Origin of the sequence: Pantoea sp. Seng (assembly GCF_009829935.1) — a bacterium.
GTDB classification, from domain to species: domain Bacteria; phylum Pseudomonadota; class Gammaproteobacteria; order Enterobacterales; family Enterobacteriaceae; genus Pantoea; species Pantoea communis.
Map to the genome: position 1 here is coordinate 75,264 of NZ_SZZV01000002.1, position 14,919 is coordinate 90,182.

The 14,919-nt window shown below is 56.2% G+C and carries 13 protein-coding genes; 9 read left to right on the top strand and 4 right to left on the bottom strand.

Annotation, left to right across the window (positions count from 1 at the left end; all coding sequences use genetic code 11):
* Nucleotides 1-61 precede the first annotated feature (61 nt).
* The 5 genes from modF to gpmA all read left to right on the top strand — a co-directional run bounded on the left by modF (nt 62) and on the right by gpmA (nt 5,964).
* Nucleotides 62-1,534, top strand: a complete 1,473-nt coding sequence (gene modF / locus FD737_RS02030) for a molybdate ABC transporter ATP-binding protein ModF (protein WP_160832582.1) — start codon at nt 62-64, stop codon at nt 1,532-1,534.
* A gap of 304 nt (nt 1,535-1,838) precedes the next feature.
* Nucleotides 1,839-2,882, top strand: coding sequence for a galactose-1-phosphate uridylyltransferase (gene galT, locus FD737_RS02035; protein ID WP_160832583.1), 1,044 nt, complete (start codon nt 1,839-1,841; stop codon nt 2,880-2,882).
* The gene (gene galK, locus FD737_RS02040) at nt 2,883-4,031 is read left to right on the top strand and encodes a galactokinase (protein ID WP_160832584.1); all 1,149 of its coding nucleotides are present in this window, start codon (nt 2,883-2,885) and stop codon (nt 4,029-4,031) included.
* Nucleotides 4,025-5,059: a galactose-1-epimerase gene (gene galM, locus FD737_RS02045; protein ID WP_160832585.1), complete on the top strand. Its 1,035-nt coding sequence runs from the start codon at nt 4,025-4,027 to the stop codon at nt 5,057-5,059. The genes galK and galM overlap by 7 nt, the downstream gene beginning before the upstream one ends.
* A gap of 152 nt (nt 5,060-5,211) precedes the next feature.
* The gene (gene gpmA / locus FD737_RS02050) at nt 5,212-5,964 is read left to right on the top strand and encodes a 2,3-diphosphoglycerate-dependent phosphoglycerate mutase (RefSeq protein WP_160832586.1); all 753 of its coding nucleotides are present in this window, start codon (nt 5,212-5,214) and stop codon (nt 5,962-5,964) included.
* Between the two features lie 63 nt (nt 5,965-6,027).
* Here gpmA and aroG read toward each other — a convergent pair whose 3' ends face one another.
* A complete protein-coding gene (gene aroG, locus FD737_RS02055; protein ID WP_034821187.1) occupies nt 6,028-7,080 on the bottom strand; it encodes a 3-deoxy-7-phosphoheptulonate synthase AroG in 1,053 nt (350 codons plus the stop codon).
* Nucleotides 7,081-7,374: 294 nt separating this feature from the next.
* On the opposite strand from aroG, the gene FD737_RS02060 reads away from it, so the two are divergent.
* The 4 genes from FD737_RS02060 to zitB all read left to right on the top strand — a co-directional run bounded on the left by FD737_RS02060 (nt 7,375) and on the right by zitB (nt 12,423).
* Nucleotides 7,375-7,734 (top strand): YbgS-like family protein, encoded by a 360-nt coding sequence (locus FD737_RS02060; protein ID WP_160832587.1) that lies wholly within the window; start codon nt 7,375-7,377, stop codon nt 7,732-7,734.
* Between the two features lie 102 nt (nt 7,735-7,836).
* Nucleotides 7,837-8,421, top strand: coding sequence for a response regulator transcription factor (locus tag FD737_RS02065; protein WP_160832588.1), 585 nt, complete (start codon nt 7,837-7,839; stop codon nt 8,419-8,421).
* A complete protein-coding gene (locus tag FD737_RS02070; protein ID WP_160832589.1) occupies nt 8,403-11,489 on the top strand; it encodes an ATP-binding protein in 3,087 nt (1,028 codons plus the stop codon). The genes FD737_RS02065 and FD737_RS02070 overlap by 19 nt, the downstream gene beginning before the upstream one ends.
* On the top strand, nt 11,458-12,423 hold the full coding sequence (zitB, locus tag FD737_RS02075) for a CDF family zinc transporter ZitB (protein ID WP_160832590.1): 966 nt from the start codon (nt 11,458-11,460) through the stop codon (nt 12,421-12,423). The genes FD737_RS02070 and zitB overlap by 32 nt, the downstream gene beginning before the upstream one ends.
* Here the strand turns inward: zitB and pnuC are convergent.
* The 3 genes from pnuC to FD737_RS02090 all read right to left on the bottom strand — a co-directional run bounded on the left by pnuC (nt 12,417) and on the right by FD737_RS02090 (nt 14,859).
* A complete protein-coding gene (gene pnuC / locus FD737_RS02080) occupies nt 12,417-13,139 on the bottom strand; it encodes a nicotinamide riboside transporter PnuC (protein ID WP_160832591.1) in 723 nt (240 codons plus the stop codon). The two genes, zitB and pnuC, sit on opposite strands and share 7 nt — an antisense overlap.
* Before the next feature lie 25 nt (nt 13,140-13,164).
* The gene (gene nadA / locus FD737_RS02085; protein WP_097117408.1) at nt 13,165-14,226 is read right to left on the bottom strand and encodes a quinolinate synthase NadA; all 1,062 of its coding nucleotides are present in this window, start codon (nt 14,224-14,226) and stop codon (nt 13,165-13,167) included.
* 135 nt (nt 14,227-14,361) lie between these two features.
* Nucleotides 14,362-14,859 (bottom strand): methylated-DNA--[protein]-cysteine S-methyltransferase, encoded by a 498-nt coding sequence (locus tag FD737_RS02090; RefSeq protein ID WP_034829173.1) that lies wholly within the window; start codon nt 14,857-14,859, stop codon nt 14,362-14,364.
* Between the last annotated feature and the right edge of the window lie 60 nt (nt 14,860-14,919).

Here is a 14,919-nt window from a genome sequence, read left to right on the forward strand (position 1 = left end):
TTGACTTCGTCTGCGTCGCTCGCTACAACTGAGTAACACGATGCATAAAACGGAATGAATCATGGCTTCATTGCAAATTTCGCAAGGCATATTTCACCTTAGCGACACCCGAGCACTGTCCCTCAACGATCTGACTCTCAAAAGCGGCGAAAGCTGGGCCTTTGTCGGCGCCAACGGCAGCGGTAAATCCGCCCTGGCGCGCGCACTTTCTGGTGAACTCTTGCCGGGTAAAGGCGCGGTTACCCAGGACTTTCAGCGTCGCACGCGCCTCTCGCTGGAGCAGCTGCAAAAGCTGGTGGCGCAGGAGTGGGAACGCAACAACACCGATCTGCTGAGTGAAGGCGAAGACGATACTGGCCGCACCGCCGCACAGATCATTCAGGATGAAGTGAAGGATGAGGCGAGGTGTCAGGCGCTGGCCCAGCAGTTTGGCATCACCTATCTGCTCGATCGCCGCTTCAAATACCTCTCCACCGGCGAAACCCGCAAAACCCTGCTGTGCCAGGCGCTGATGGCGCAGCCCGATTTATTGATTCTCGATGAACCTTTCGATGGATTAGATGTTGCCTCACGCGCCAGCCTGGCGGAGACGCTGAGCGATCTGCACCTGCATGGCTTTACCGTGGTGCTGGTGCTCAACCGCTTTGACGATATTCCTGACTTTGTGCAACAGGTCGGTGTGCTGGCCGAGTGCACCCTGACCCACGTGGGCGAACGCCAGGCGATACTGGCAGAAGCACTGGTTGCGCAACTGGCACACAGTGAGAAACTCGACGGCATGGCGTTGCCAGAAGCGGATGCACCGGATCAGTTACCACAACTGGCGGAAGATGCGCCGCGTGTTGTTCTGCGTAATGGCGTGGTGTCGTATAACGATAAAGCGGTGATCGATGGGCTGAGCTGGCAGGTGAATCCCGGCGAGCACTGGCAAATTGTGGGGCCCAACGGCGCGGGTAAATCCACTCTGTTGAGTCTGGTGACCGGCGATCATTCGCAAGGCTACAGCAACGACTTAACCCTGTTTGGTATCCGTCGCGGCAGCGGTGAAACCATTTGGGACATCAAACAGCACATTGGTTACGTCAGCAGCAGTTTGCATCTCGATTATCGCGTCAGCTGCAACGTGCGCACCGTGGTGCTGTCCGGCTTTTTCGATTCGATCGGCTTGTATCAACCCGCTTCGGATCGGCAGAAAGCGCTGGCGCGCCAGTGGCTGGCCTTATTGGGTATGGACAATCATCTGGCCGATGCGCCGTTCCACGGTTTGTCATGGGGCCAGCAGCGCCTGGTGCTGATTGCGCGTGCGCTGGTCAAACATCCTACCCTGCTCATTCTGGATGAGCCGCTGCAGGGGCTCGATCCAATTAACCGCCAGCTGGTGCGCCGCTTTGTTGATGTGCTGATTGGTGAAGGACGAACGCAGTTACTGTTTGTCTCACACCATGCCGAAGATGCGCCGCAGTGTATTACTCATCGCCTGAGCTTTGTGAAGCAGGATGAAGGATACGGATTCCAGCAGGATGATTTGCGATAACCTCATCGTCATCAACCCCGCCCCTGCATCGTAGGGGCATATTTATGCTTCAATCCGGTCTTCTGCTAAACCCTTTTACATTGTCGCGTGCGCATTGATATTCACCTCATTGAATAGCCGATGTAACCGCTACCATTTACCCGCCTGGTATTTCAGCAAACGCGCGTTATAACCCCACAAAATGAGAATCGTCACCTTGTGTAAACGATACCATTTATCCAGACTGGATCACGCTTTGGGGCCCGCCTTTGTGCTACCTTGATCGCAGTGATTTTGATCCGTTTGCCGTTTACCAGGACTCGTTATGGAAAAATTTAATCCGGTTGATCATCCGCATCGCCGTTATAACCCATTGATCGATCAGTGGGTGTTGGTCTCACCGCATCGTGCCAAGCGTCCATGGCAGGGTGCGCAGGAAACGCCTGCGCTGGAACAACTGCCTGCGCACGATCCTGATTGCTTCCTGTGTGCCGGCAACACCCGCATCACCGGGGATAAAAACCCCGATTATAAAACCACCTATGTTTTCACCAACGACTTTGCCGCGCTGATGACCGATACACCCGATGCGCCGCAAAGCGACGATCTGCTGATGCGCTGTGAGAGCGCACGCGGCACCAGCCGGGTAATTTGCTTCTCACCTGACCACAGTAAAACGCTGCCGGAACTGCCGCTCAGTGGACTGGAAGATATTGTGCGCACCTGGCAAGAGCAGACCGCCGATCTCGGTCAGCACTATCCATGGGTGCAGGTGTTTGAGAACAAAGGCGCAGCGATGGGCTGCTCAAATCCCCATCCGCACGGCCAGATCTGGGCTAACAGTTTTCTGCCTAATGAAGCGCAAAAAGAAGATGATAATCAGCGCCGCTACTTTGACGAAAAAGGTTCGCCGATGCTGGTGGATTACGTCGCGCGTGAGCTAAAAGATGGCAGCCGCACCGTGGTAGAAACCGAACACTGGCTGGCCGTGGTGCCGTGGTGGGCCGCGTGGCCGTTTGAAACCCTGCTGCTACCAAAAGCCCACATCAAACGCATCACAGATTTGACCGCTGCCCAGCGCAGCGATCTGGCGCTGGCGCTCAAGCAGCTCACCAGCCGCTATGACAACCTGTTCCAGTGCTCCTTCCCCTACTCGATGGGCTGGCACGGCGCGCCCTTTAATGGCGAAGCCAACGAGCACTGGCAGTTACATGCTCATTTCTATCCGCCGCTGCTGCGTTCGGCCACGGTACGTAAATTTATGGTTGGCTACGAAATGCTGGCCGAAACCCAACGTGATTTAACGGCGGAACAGGCAGCAGAACGTCTGCGTTCTGTCAGCGATATCCATTTCCGCGAGGCGCAATAAATGTCATTAAAGTCCACTACTCAACAGGTTTTCGCTGATACCTTTGGCTATCAACCGACGCACAGCATTCAGGCGCCAGGCCGCGTGAATCTGATTGGTGAGCACACCGATTACAACGACGGCTTTGTGCTGCCGTGCGCCATTGATTACCAGACGGTGATTGCCTGCGCCAAACGTGACGACCGCCAGGTGCGCGTGGTCGCGGTTGATTATGACAATCAGCAGGACAGCTTCTCACTGGATGCGCCGATTGAAGCGTTAAAAGAGCCGATGTGGGCCAACTACGTGCGCGGTGTGGTGAAACATCTGCAGAAGCGTGATGCCAGCTTTGGCGGTGCGGATCTGGTGATCAGTGGCAACGTGCCACAGGGTGCGGGCCTGAGTTCATCGGCGTCACTGGAAGTGGCGGTCGGCACCGTGTTCCAGCAGCTCTATCAGCTGAAGCTGGACGGCGCTGCGATTGCGGTTAACGGTCAGGAAGCGGAAAACCAGTTCGTTGGTTGCAATTGCGGCATTATGGACCAGCTGATTTCTGCGCTGGGTCAGCCCGATCACGCCATGCTGCTGGACTGCCGCACACTCGGCACACGCGCCGTCTCGATGCCGGAAGATGTCGCGGTGGTGATCATCAACTCCAACTTCCGCCGCAGCCTGGTGGGCAGCGAGTACAACACCCGCCGTGAGCAGTGCGAAACCGGTGCACGCTTCTTCAACAAACCGGCGCTGCGCGATGTCACGCTGGAAGAGTTTGCCGCGTCGGAATCGCAGCTGGATGCGCTGGTGGCAAAACGTGTGCGCCATGTCATCACCGAAAATGCCCGTACGCTGGAAGCCGCCGATGCGCTGAGCAGTGGCGATCTGAAGCGCATGGGTGAACTGATGGCCGAATCCCACGCCTCAATGCGTGATGATTTCGAAATCACCGTACCGCCTATCGATCAGCTGGTGGAGATCGTCAAGGCAGAGCTCGGTCCGCGTGGCGGCGTGCGTATGACCGGCGGCGGCTTTGGCGGCTGCATCGTGGCACTGATGCCAACCGAACTGGTGGATCAGGTGAAAGCCGCGGTTGCCGAAAAATACGAAGCGCAGACCGGCATCAAAGAAACCTTCTACGTGTGCAAAGCGTCAGCAGGAGCGGGCCAATGGTAAGCGACGTCAACTCTCATGCGCCAGACGGGCAACCGTGGCGCATGACCGTGCTACGCAATCGCAACGGCATGGTGGTCACTTTTATGGATTGGGGCGCGACCTGGCTCTCCGCGCGCGTGCCGATGCAGGATGGCAGCGTGCGTGAAGCGCTGCTCGGCTGCGCCACACCATCGGACTATCTGCATCAGGATGCTTACCTTGGCGCGACGGTGGGCCGCTACGCCAACCGCATCGCTTCGGCTGAGCTTAAGCCGCTAAATCTGCTGCTGGCCGCTAATCAGGGTGCGCATCAACTGCACGGCGGACCGGAAGGCTTCGATAAGCGCCGCTGGCAAATTGTCAGCCAGAGCGAGACCGAAGTGCACTATCGTATCGATTCACCCGATGGCGATCAGGGTTTCCCTGGCAACCTGATTGCCGAAGTGATTTACCATCTTGACGATGATAACTGCCTGTCGATCACCTATGACGCGCAGACCGACAAGCCCTGCCCGGTGAACCTCACCAACCATGCTTACTTCAATCTTGACGCGCATCATGGCGATGCACGCCAGCATCGCTTACAACTGCACGCGGATCGTTACTTACCGGTCGATAGCGAAGGCATCCCTAACGCGCCACTGAAAGCCGTGGCCGGCACCAGCTTCGATTTCAATCAACCGAAGTGTGTGATGGATGACTTCCTCGCCGATGACGATCAAAAAGCGGTGAAAGGCTATGACCACGCGTTTCTGCTCAGCACCGCTGGCGACAGCACTCAGCCCGCCGCCGAACTGTGGTCGGCCGATGGCAAACTGGCGCTGACCGTGTTTACCGCCGCACCGGCGCTGCAGTTCTATTCCGGCAACTATCTGGATGGAACACGCGCCCGTGAACAGGGCAGCTATACTGCTTTCCAGGGCATCGCGTTGGAGAGTGAATTTTTACCGGATTCGCCCAACCATACCGAGTGGCCGCAGCCTGATTGCTGGCTGCAACCCGGCGATCGCTGGCAGTCTGTGACGCGTTATCGCTTCACACCGCAGTAAGCCAGCGGATGAAAAACGCGCACTGCGTTAGCGACAGGCTTACGCCGTGCGTTGTTTTCCGCTATGGTATGGCGCTATCAGTGTGCCGCTTTTCAGGTGGCCGCAGCCGGTTTCTATAATCATCGAAACATCAAGCATTAAGGAGTTAAGCTATGGCCGTAACTAAGCTGGTTCTGGTGCGACACGGCGAAAGCCAGTGGAACCAGGAAAACCGCTTCACCGGATGGTATGACGTGGATCTGTCAGACAAAGGTCGCACCGAAGCCAAAGCAGCCGGTCAGCTGCTGAAGAAAGAAGGTTTCGTGTTTGATTTCGCTTATACCTCCGTGCTGAAACGCGCCATCCACACCCTGTGGAACGTGCTGGATGAGCTGGATCAGGCGTGGCTGCCGGTTGAGAAAACCTGGCGTCTGAACGAGCGTCACTACGGTGCGCTGCAGGGTCTGGATAAAGCTGAAACCGCCGCCAAATACGGCGACGATCAGGTAAAACAGTGGCGTCGTGGCTTTGCCATCACCCCACCAGAACTGGATCGTGCGGATGAGCGTTTCCCGGGCCACGACCCACGTTACGCATCACTGACCGACGCACAGCTGCCAACCACCGAGAGCCTGGCACTGACCATCGAACGTGTTATTCCTTACTGGAATGAAAGCATTCTGCCGCGCATCAAAAGCGGTGAGAAAGTGATCATTGCAGCACACGGTAACTCACTGCGTGCGTTGGTAAAATACCTCGATAACCTTAGCGAAGATGAAATCCTCGAACTGAACATCCCAACTGGCGTGCCGTTGGTGTATGAGTTCGATGAGAACTTCAAACCGCTGAAGCGTTACTACCTAGGTGATGCCGACGAGATTGCCGCGAAAGCTGCAGCAGTGGCTAACCAGGGTAAAGCCAGGTAATTCCCGGCTTAAAAACAAAAAGGCCAGACGCGAGTCTGGCCTTTTTTATTGCGCGTTAAGCAATTAGCCGCGGCGTTGTTTGATCGCCTGCGCCAGTTGACGCAAGGCTTTCTCGGTGTCTTCCCAGCCGATGCAGGCATCGGTGACGCTCTGGCCGTAAACCAGCTCTTTACCGCTGTCGAGGCTCTGATTCCCTTCCACCAGATGGCTCTCGATCATCACGCCAGTAATCGCCTGCTCACCGCCCGCGATCTGCTGCGCCACATCATCAGCGACCACCATCTGACGCTGGAACTGCTTGCTGCTGTTGGCATGGCTAAAGTCGATCATCACCTGCGGACGCAAGCCCGCTTTCTCCAGACCGGTTTTCACCGCTGCCACGTGTTCTGCGCTGTAGTTCGGCTCTTTGCCGCCGCGCAGAATGATATGGCAATCTTCGTTACCGCTGGTTTCGACAATCGCCGAATGACCGAATTTGGTGACGGAGAGGAAGCAATGCGGCGCGCTGGCGGCACCAATCGCGTCGATGGCCACTTTGATGGTGCCATCGGTGCCGTTTTTGAAGCCGACCGGGCAAGATAAACCGGAAGAGAGTTCACGATGCACCTGGGATTCGGTGGTACGCGCACCAATCGCGCCCCAGCTCATCAGATCCGCCATATATTGTGGGGTGATCATATCAAGGAACTCGCCTGCCGCTGGCAGACCGATGTCGTTGATATCCACCAACAGCTTACGCGCCAGACGCAGGCCATCGTTGATCTGGAAGCTGCCATCCATAAACGGATCGTTGATCAGCCCTTTCCACCCCACAGTGGTACGCGGTTTTTCGAAATAAACACGCATGACCACTTCCAGCTCACCTTTCAGCTCGTCACGCAGCGTCAGCAGACGGCTCGCGTACTCTTTAGCGGCTTCGGTATCGTGGATTGAGCAAGGACCGATCACCACCAGCAGGCGATCGTCCTGGCCGTGCAGAATGCGGTGAATAGCCTGACGTGCCTGAGCAACGGTTTCAGCGGCTTTATCGGTAGCGGGGAATTTTTCGAGCAAAGCAACAGGCGGTAATAATTCTTTGATTTCTCTGATGCGTAAATCGTCGTTCTGATAATCCATACATAATTCCATTCAAATTTCTGGCCCCGCGTTCGCCGGGCGCAACCCGTTAAATGTATCCCTTCAGGCTGCGAGTGTAAATTCCACGCTCGCATAAATGCTTCTGTGAAATTTGCATTTATACGCTCATGAACTAAGCTTTTTAAACGTAAGCACTGAGGAATGAGGTTCTTGCGCTATTTAATTTTTAAGCGAAGCGTTAACGATGGAATTATATTCCGTCACGGTACGTTATTTTCGTCACTCAGCACCCGTGGTGTTTGACGGCAACTCTCCATCGATTAAAGGAGCATAATGATGAATAAGTTTGCAATTATCTTTCTGACGGCAGCGATGACCCTGGGCAGCGGTGCAGCAATGGCTGCAGCGAATAATAATGGTGAAGCGAATGCCTCAGCGGAAGCTGGCGCGGCTGCAGGTGGCGCTAAACAGAATCTGCCACCGAATAATGTTGATAACAGCAAAATCAATAACGGTAGCACCAATGCTAACAGTGCGGCGACTTCCGGCACTGATTCCAGCAATATGTCCGCTGAAGAAGTTCACAAAAATACCATGTGTAAAGATGGTAAATGCCCGGATGTAAATAAAAAAGTTGAAACGAAGGAAGGTGGTGGAGACGTCAACAAGAAAACTGACGGCACTTCACAGTAATCTTTTTTTAGTCACACAAAGGGAGAGCTTCGGCTCTCCCTTTGTATTTCCGCACCTGCTTTTCCGCTATGCTAAAACCATGAAATTCAGAGGAACTGTTTCATGGCTTCACTGCTGCTTATTGATGACCATCCGTTAGTTGAAGTCGCTCTGGAAGCGGCCTGTGTTCACTCCCCTATCCCGGTAAAACTGCACGCCGCCGCGACTGAAGCTGAAGCGCGCCAGCTTTTACAGCACCATCAATTTGATCTCATCGTGCTCGATATTGGCTTGCCGGACAGCGATGGCCTCGAATTATTGCGCCGTCTGCGCGCCCGCGATCCAAATTGCCCGGTGTTAATCTATTCCGCACAGCAGAGTCGCCACACCTTGCTGAGTGCCGTGTCGCTTGGTGCGGCGGGCTATGTGGTAAAAAGCCAGAGCATGGCGCAATTGCTGAGTGCGATTCTGGCGGTGCTCGGCGGGCAGCAAGCTTTTCCGCCGCTGCCCGAGCGTATCGAGCTGCCGCTCACCGAGAAAGAACAGCAAATCGTCGCACTGCTAGTGCGCGGGCTGTCTAATTTGCAGATTGGCGAGCAACTGCATATCAGCAATAAAACCGTCAGCACCCACAAGAAAAACATTCTGGAGAAAACCGGCGTGCAGTCGGTGGTGGAGCTGGCCGAACTGTGGAAAGCCCAACAGTGAAAGTCATCTTGTGGCTGTGTCTGCTGTTGATCAGCTTAACGGCTCGCGCCGACTTACAGCCCGCCAGCAGCGTGATGCTCCCCGCCATGATGCCCGCACCGCATGTCGAGCCATGGCCGCAACCCACCTTACGCGTTGCCGTCCCGGCGCAAAACAGCGCGCCCTGGGCGATGCGCATTGGCGATCGTATCTGGGGGATTGATGCCGATTACCTTAGCGCGCTGAGCCAACTCACCGGCACGCGCTTTAGCCTGCAAAGTTACGCCGATCGTTCCCAGCAGCTGGCGGCACTGGAGCGCGGTGAGGTCGATTTCGTATTGAGCAACGAACATGCACAGCTGCCGGAAAACATCCTGGTCAGCGACAGCTGGGTTAACAGTCCGATCCGCATTTACCGCAATCGTGATAATCAACGCGCGGTGATGTTCAACAGTGAAAATGCCCAGCTCACCATCGCGGAAGCCACACTGGCACAACTGCCTGATGCCTTTGTGCAAAACCATCGCTGGCACAGCCTGCCAGGCGATTTACAGGCGCTGTATGCGCTGCTCAATCAGCAGAGTGACTATCTGGTGGCGGATGAAACCAGCGCCGGCTTTCTGCTTAATCAGCTGCAACAGGGGCAGATTTACCAGATCACCGCCGATCCCGGCGCCGGTGAACTGTCGCTACGCGCACTGGCGCGCGATCCCACGCTGATCCACTGGCTCAATACCCAGCTGCGCCTGCTGCCCGCGGAGTTCAGTAATCGCGTGCAACAGCGCTGGAGCCCGCCTTTGCTGCGTTATCAGGATACGCAAACGCTGATGCTGTCGGCTGCTGAGAAGCAATGGCTGTCCGCACAGAGCGAGATTCCTTATGCCGCAGAAGTGGATAATGCCCCCTGGAGCTATCGCGATGGCAACGGCAATGCTCGCGGCTTTGGTATTGATCTGCTTAATGCGTTAAGCCAAAGCACCGGGCTGCGTTTCACACCGCGCTGGGTGAGCAATCCCCAACAGGCGCAGACGTTGATGCAGCAACATCAGGTGATGCTGAATTTGCTACAACCCCTGAACGGCGACGATACCAGCAGCAACACATTGCCAGTGTGGCGCGCGATTTGGGGGATTTACACGCTTAATACGCAGCAGCCGATGAGCTGGCAATCCCTGCAACATCAGCGAGTGGGCGTACTGCGCGCCGACCTGGCGCAACGGCTTCTGCCTGAGAACATCACGCCCCAACTGTTCGATGACCGTGCCCAGCTCTGGCAAGCCCTGAACAGCGGTCAGATTGATGCACTGGTAGATAATGTCCTGTCTGCACGCTGGCGCATGGCCAGCCACGCGGATAATCGTGTCCATTTAGCCTTTGCCGCCAGCGATGTTGCCTGGCCGCTGGCACCTCAGGTAAGCCAGGATCAGCCGCAACTCCAGGGGTTGCTGGATCATGCACTGCAGCAAATCCCAGCGGATACGCTCAATCAGATGCGCATTAACTGGTCGCAGCCGCCCCAGCCAGGCACCACTATGGCGATGCGCAATGTGCCGCTGATGATTTTGATGGCGGCCGGGATGATCATTTTGCTGCTGTTAGTGCTGCTGCTGCGCCGCTACCTGCAACAGCGGCGCGATCGCCTGCAGCGTGAACAAGCAGAGCGCGCTAACGCCGCCAAAAGTCAGTTTCTGGCCACCGCCAGCCACGAATTGCGCACGCCAATGCAGGCGATTCTCGGCCTGCTGGAACTCGAACAGCAGCAGCATCCTAGCGAGCATTTGACACTGATGCACAGCAGTGCGCGCTCGCTGATGGCGCTACTGAACGATCTGCAAGACCATGCACGCATTGAGAATCAGAGTTTTCGCCTGGCACCGCATCCGCTCCATCTGGCAGATTGGCTGCAGCAACAGCTGCAGTTCTATCACCCTTTGATGCGCGAATCCGGTCCGATATTGTTGGTTGAGGCGCTCACGCCCTTGCCGACGCGCGTGATGCTGGATGGCGATCGCCTGCAGCAGGTGGTGAACAATCTGGTGGCCAACGCGCTGAAGTTCACGCGCCAGGGTGAAGTCAGGCTGTCGCTCGCCGTCACCGATCAGATTCAGTTAACGGTCGCCGACAGCGGCAGCGGTATTCCACTCAGCGAACAAGCGCAGCTGTTTGAACCCTGGTATCAGGCACCGTCGGGCAAAAGCCACGCCGTGCAGGGCAGCGGCCTGGGTTTATTTATCTGCCGCGAGATCGTGCAACGTATGGGCGGCCAGTTAACGCTGACTTCTGCGCCGGAACAAGGCACCACAGTGAAGGTGATATTGCCGCTCGACCTCTGTGAGGATGCGCCCACCGAACGCCATGCTGCCTGGCCGCGCTATCCGCATCTGCGGGTGGCGATTGTTGATGACCATCCCACCAATCTGTTGGTCTTGCAGCAGCAGCTGGCTCGATTCGCTATCACGGCGCAGGTGTTCGAAGAGGGGCGTAGCCTGTTGCGCGCCGATGCGCTTCAGCCGTTTGATGTGCTGTTGATTGACCAGATGATGCCACGCCCGGATGGATTAACACTGCTGCGCATCTTACGCCGCCGCCAGCAGCGACGCAGCAAACCAGCACTGCGCGTACTCTGCTCCGCCGACGTGCAACTGCTCAAGGTAGCGTTGCAAGAAGACGAAGCGCTGTTGTTGAAACCGATTGAGCTGGATGATCTCGCGGCTCTGCTGACACGCACGGTGCGCGATCCTCTCCGACAACTGCCCGACAGTTTAATGATTCTGGCCCAGCACAATGAGGCCTTTATCCCGCGCATTTGCCAGACACTGCAACGCACGCTGCAGCAGGATCGCGATGCGCTACTGGCGGCCAGCGTCGAGCATGACTGGCCCGCTGTCGAGCGTGCCGCCCATCGCATGAAAGGCAGCTGGCTGTTGCTCGGCATGGATGAGATGGCCGAACGTTGTCAGCAGCTCACCGATCAGGCAAAACAGCAGCGTCTGGACGATGATGCCCTCAATTTACTGATATCATTAACGAACAGGTTACTGGAACAACTGGAAAGTTATGGCACACACTCATTCTCACGGCGCGCATAACAGCAATCGTACGCGTCTGGCGGCGGCGTTTGGCGTCACCGCGCTGTTTATGATTGCCGAAGTGATTGGTGGCGTGGTATCGGGTTCGCTGGCGCTGCTGGCGGATGCCGGACATATGCTCACTGACGCCGCCGCGCTGTTGATGGCGCTGCTGGCCGTGCAGTTTGCTCAGCGCAAACCCAGCGCCCGCCACACCTTTGGCTTACTGCGCCTCACCACACTTGCCGCCTTTGTGAATGCCATCGCGCTGCTGGTGATTACGGCACTGATTGTCTGGGAAGCGCTGCGCCGTTTCTATCAACCTCAGCCGGTTGCTGGCGGATTAATGTTGGGGATTGCGATTGCCGGTTTGCTGGCTAATCTGCTCTCTTTCTGGCTGTTACATCGTGGCAGTGAAGAAAAAAATCTCAACGTACGTGCGGCGGCGCTGCATGTGCTGGGCGATCTGCTCGGCTCCGTTGGCGCGATTGTTGCCGCTATCATTATCATGCTGACCGGCTGGACACCGATCGACCCGATCCTCTCACTGCTGGTTTCGCTATTGGTGGTACGCAGCGCGTGGTCGTTGCTGCGGGAAAGTCTGCATGAGCTACTGGAGGGCGCGCCGAGCGGGATTAACGTGGATAAACTGGCACGCGAGCTGACACGCAACATCGCGGAAGTGCGCAATGTGCATCATATACATGTGTGGCAGGTGGGAGAGAAGCCGGTGCTGACATTACATGTGCAGGTGATCCCACCTTACGATCACGACGGGCTGCTGGTGCGTATTCATCAGTATCTGCACAAGCACTATCAGATTGCGCATGCCACGGTGCAGATGGAGTATCAGCCTTGTACCGGTCATGATTGCGAACTCTGCGCGGAGCAGAGCTCGCATCATCACTCACATGAACATCTCACGCTGGATGGTCACGCCCATCACCATCACTGATTCGACAGCGCGCGCGACCCGTGTTCGCGCGCACTTTGCATCCACAAGCGGGAACCGTTAAGCGCGATCAACGTCAGAATCGCGTATTCCAGCGACATTGCATACACGCCCTGACGGGCAAAGATCATCACACTAATCACGTTGATCACCACCCATAGTAGCCAGTTCTCGACGTATTTCCGCGTCATCAGAATCATCGCCACAATCGACAGCACCATCATGCAGGAATCCCAGAACGGGAAGGCATCCGGCTGCAGTTGCGGCATCACCACGTTCAGGCCAAGGCCCTGCATGATGCCCACGGCGGTTTGAGTCAGAAACGCGAAAACCGGATCGATATACAACGTCATCAGCGCAATGGCGATTATGCACGCTGCGCCCCAACCAAGCGCCTTCGGCAACGGCAACCAGCGAATCTTCAGTGCGGCTTCATTGGCGGTGTTCTGACGACTCCACGCGTACCAGCCGTAAACATTGGCGACGAAGAAGAACAGTTGCAGCAGTAAGCTGGCATACAGCTGAATCTGGAAGAAGATCACCGCAAACAAGGTGACGTTAATCAGCCCGAAGAAGTAGTTGATGATCTTTTCCTGGCTGGCGAGCCAGATACACAGCAGACCCGCAAGGGTGCCCACCGCCTCGATCCATGACAGGTCGTAGCCACCCACGCCAATAGGAATGTGAACCAAAATATTTTGTGTGCTGAAGAAGTCCATGATCTGCACCTGTATGAAAGCCGCCTTACGCGTTCCCTTTCACCTTGAGTTTGAGTTGTGCTGCAAAGTCTAGCATGCGGTTAAGCGGTATCAATGCGGCTTCGCGCAGCGCATCATCGACATGGATTTCATGCTCGCTGCCGCCGTGCTCCAGCCCTTCGGCAATGGCTTTCAGGCCATTCATCGCCATCCACGGACAGTGCGCGCAGCTGCGACAGGTCGCGCCCTCACCTGCCGTCGGCGCTTCCAGCAGTTCTTTGTCCGGCACCGCCTGCTGCATCTTGTAGAAGATGCCGCGATCGGTGGCAACGATCATTTGCGGATGCGGCAGGTTTTTCGCCGCCTGAATCAGCTGGCTGGTGGAGCCGACAGCATCCGCCAGATCGACGATCGCCTGTGGGGATTCCGGATGTACGAGGATCGCGGCCTCCGGATAGAGCGTTTTCATGCGCTGCAGGGCCTGAGTTTTGAACTCGTCATGCACGATGCACGCGCCCTGCCAGCACAGCACGTCTGCTTTGGTCTGTTGGGTGACGTAACGGCCCAGATGGCGATCCGGTGCCCAGATAATTTTCTCACCAAGGCTGTCGAGATGTTCAATCAGCTCAACCGCAATACTGGAGGTGACAACCCAATCCGCGCGCGCTTTGACGGCGGCCGAGGTGTTGGCGTACACCACCACCGTGCGGTCCGGATGTTCATCACAGAAGCGATTGAACTCCTCAATGGGGCAACCAAGATCGAGTGAACACTCTGCATGCAGCGTCGGCATCAACACGGTTTTTTCCGGGCTGAGAATTTTGGCGGTTTCGCCCATAAAACGCACGCCCGCCACCAGCAGCGTTTTTGCCGGATGGGTGCTGCCGAAGCGCGCCATTTCCAGTGAGTCCGAGACGCAGCCGCCGGTCTCTTCCGCCAGCGCCTGAATTTCAGGATCGGTGTAGTAATGCGCGACCAGCACCGCATCGCGCTCTTTTAATAAGCGTTTGATTTCAGAGATGTAGTGGGATTTTTCATCCTGGCTGAGACGCGCCGGTTTCGGCGGAAAGGGATAAATCGCGCTTTCAGGATCGAACATCAGACTCATGACACGGCTCTCGTTTTCTCAATTTAACAAAATCGCCTGTTACAGCGATGATGCGGCATCAAAACCGCTATCGTGTTTTATATGCTAAACACGATAGCGGAATTGCGCGAGAGTGTCGTCTCTTTTTTATGCGGTTTACAAGCCACCTAACGATTTCTGCGGGTTTTCCAGTTCCAGCAAGAACGCTTTGACCGCCAGACCGCCCGCGAAACCAGTGAGCTTACCGTTGCTGCCAATCACCCGATGGCAGGGCGCCATGATCGACAGAGGATTTTTACCGTTGGCCGCCCCCACCGCGCGCATGGCTTTCGGGTTGCCGATCTGTTCCGCGATTTGCTGATAGCTACGGGTTTCACCAAACGGAATGGTGAGCAGCGCTTGCCAGACTTTTTTCTGGAATTCAGTGCCGACCGTGTCGTAAGGCATGTCGAACTGCTGGCGCTCTCCGGCAAAATATTCGCGCAGCTGGCGTTCGGCCTCACACAGGATCGGATGCTGATCGTTACGGCTGATGGGTTTCAGCGGCACGCGTTGCGAGCCTTCGTTTTCCCACAGAATCGCTGATAACCCGTTATCGGTCGCAATCAACGTCAGCTCACCAACTGGCGTGGGAATGATTTTGGCATGATACATAAGGCAACTCCGGCATAAATCAGTGTGTCATTATCGCACTTCTGCCGCGATAAACTGGCT

Bases quoted from the DNA above. Each gene is read 5' to 3' on its own strand.
- modF (WP_160832582.1), top strand. From the start codon at position 62: ATGGCTTCATTGCAAATTTCGCAAGGCATATTTCACCTTAGCGACACC.
- galT (WP_160832583.1), top strand. From the start codon at position 1,839: ATGGAAAAATTTAATCCGGTTGATCATCCGCATCGCCGTTATAACCCA.
- galK (WP_160832584.1), top strand. From the start codon at position 2,883: ATGTCATTAAAGTCCACTACTCAACAGGTTTTCGCTGATACCTTTGGC.
- galM (WP_160832585.1), top strand. From the start codon at position 4,025: ATGGTAAGCGACGTCAACTCTCATGCGCCAGACGGGCAACCGTGGCGC.
- gpmA (WP_160832586.1), top strand. From the start codon at position 5,212: ATGGCCGTAACTAAGCTGGTTCTGGTGCGACACGGCGAAAGCCAGTGG.
- aroG (WP_034821187.1), bottom strand. From the start codon at position 7,080: ATGGATTATCAGAACGACGATTTACGCATCAGAGAAATCAAAGAATTA.
- FD737_RS02060 (WP_160832587.1), top strand. From the start codon at position 7,375: ATGATGAATAAGTTTGCAATTATCTTTCTGACGGCAGCGATGACCCTG.
- FD737_RS02065 (WP_160832588.1), top strand. From the start codon at position 7,837: ATGGCTTCACTGCTGCTTATTGATGACCATCCGTTAGTTGAAGTCGCT.
- zitB (WP_160832590.1), top strand. From the start codon at position 11,458: ATGGCACACACTCATTCTCACGGCGCGCATAACAGCAATCGTACGCGT.
- pnuC (WP_160832591.1), bottom strand. From the start codon at position 13,139: ATGGACTTCTTCAGCACACAAAATATTTTGGTTCACATTCCTATTGGC.
- nadA (WP_097117408.1), bottom strand. From the start codon at position 14,226: ATGAGTCTGATGTTCGATCCTGAAAGCGCGATTTATCCCTTTCCGCCG.
- FD737_RS02090 (WP_034829173.1), bottom strand. From the start codon at position 14,859: ATGTATCATGCCAAAATCATTCCCACGCCAGTTGGTGAGCTGACGTTG.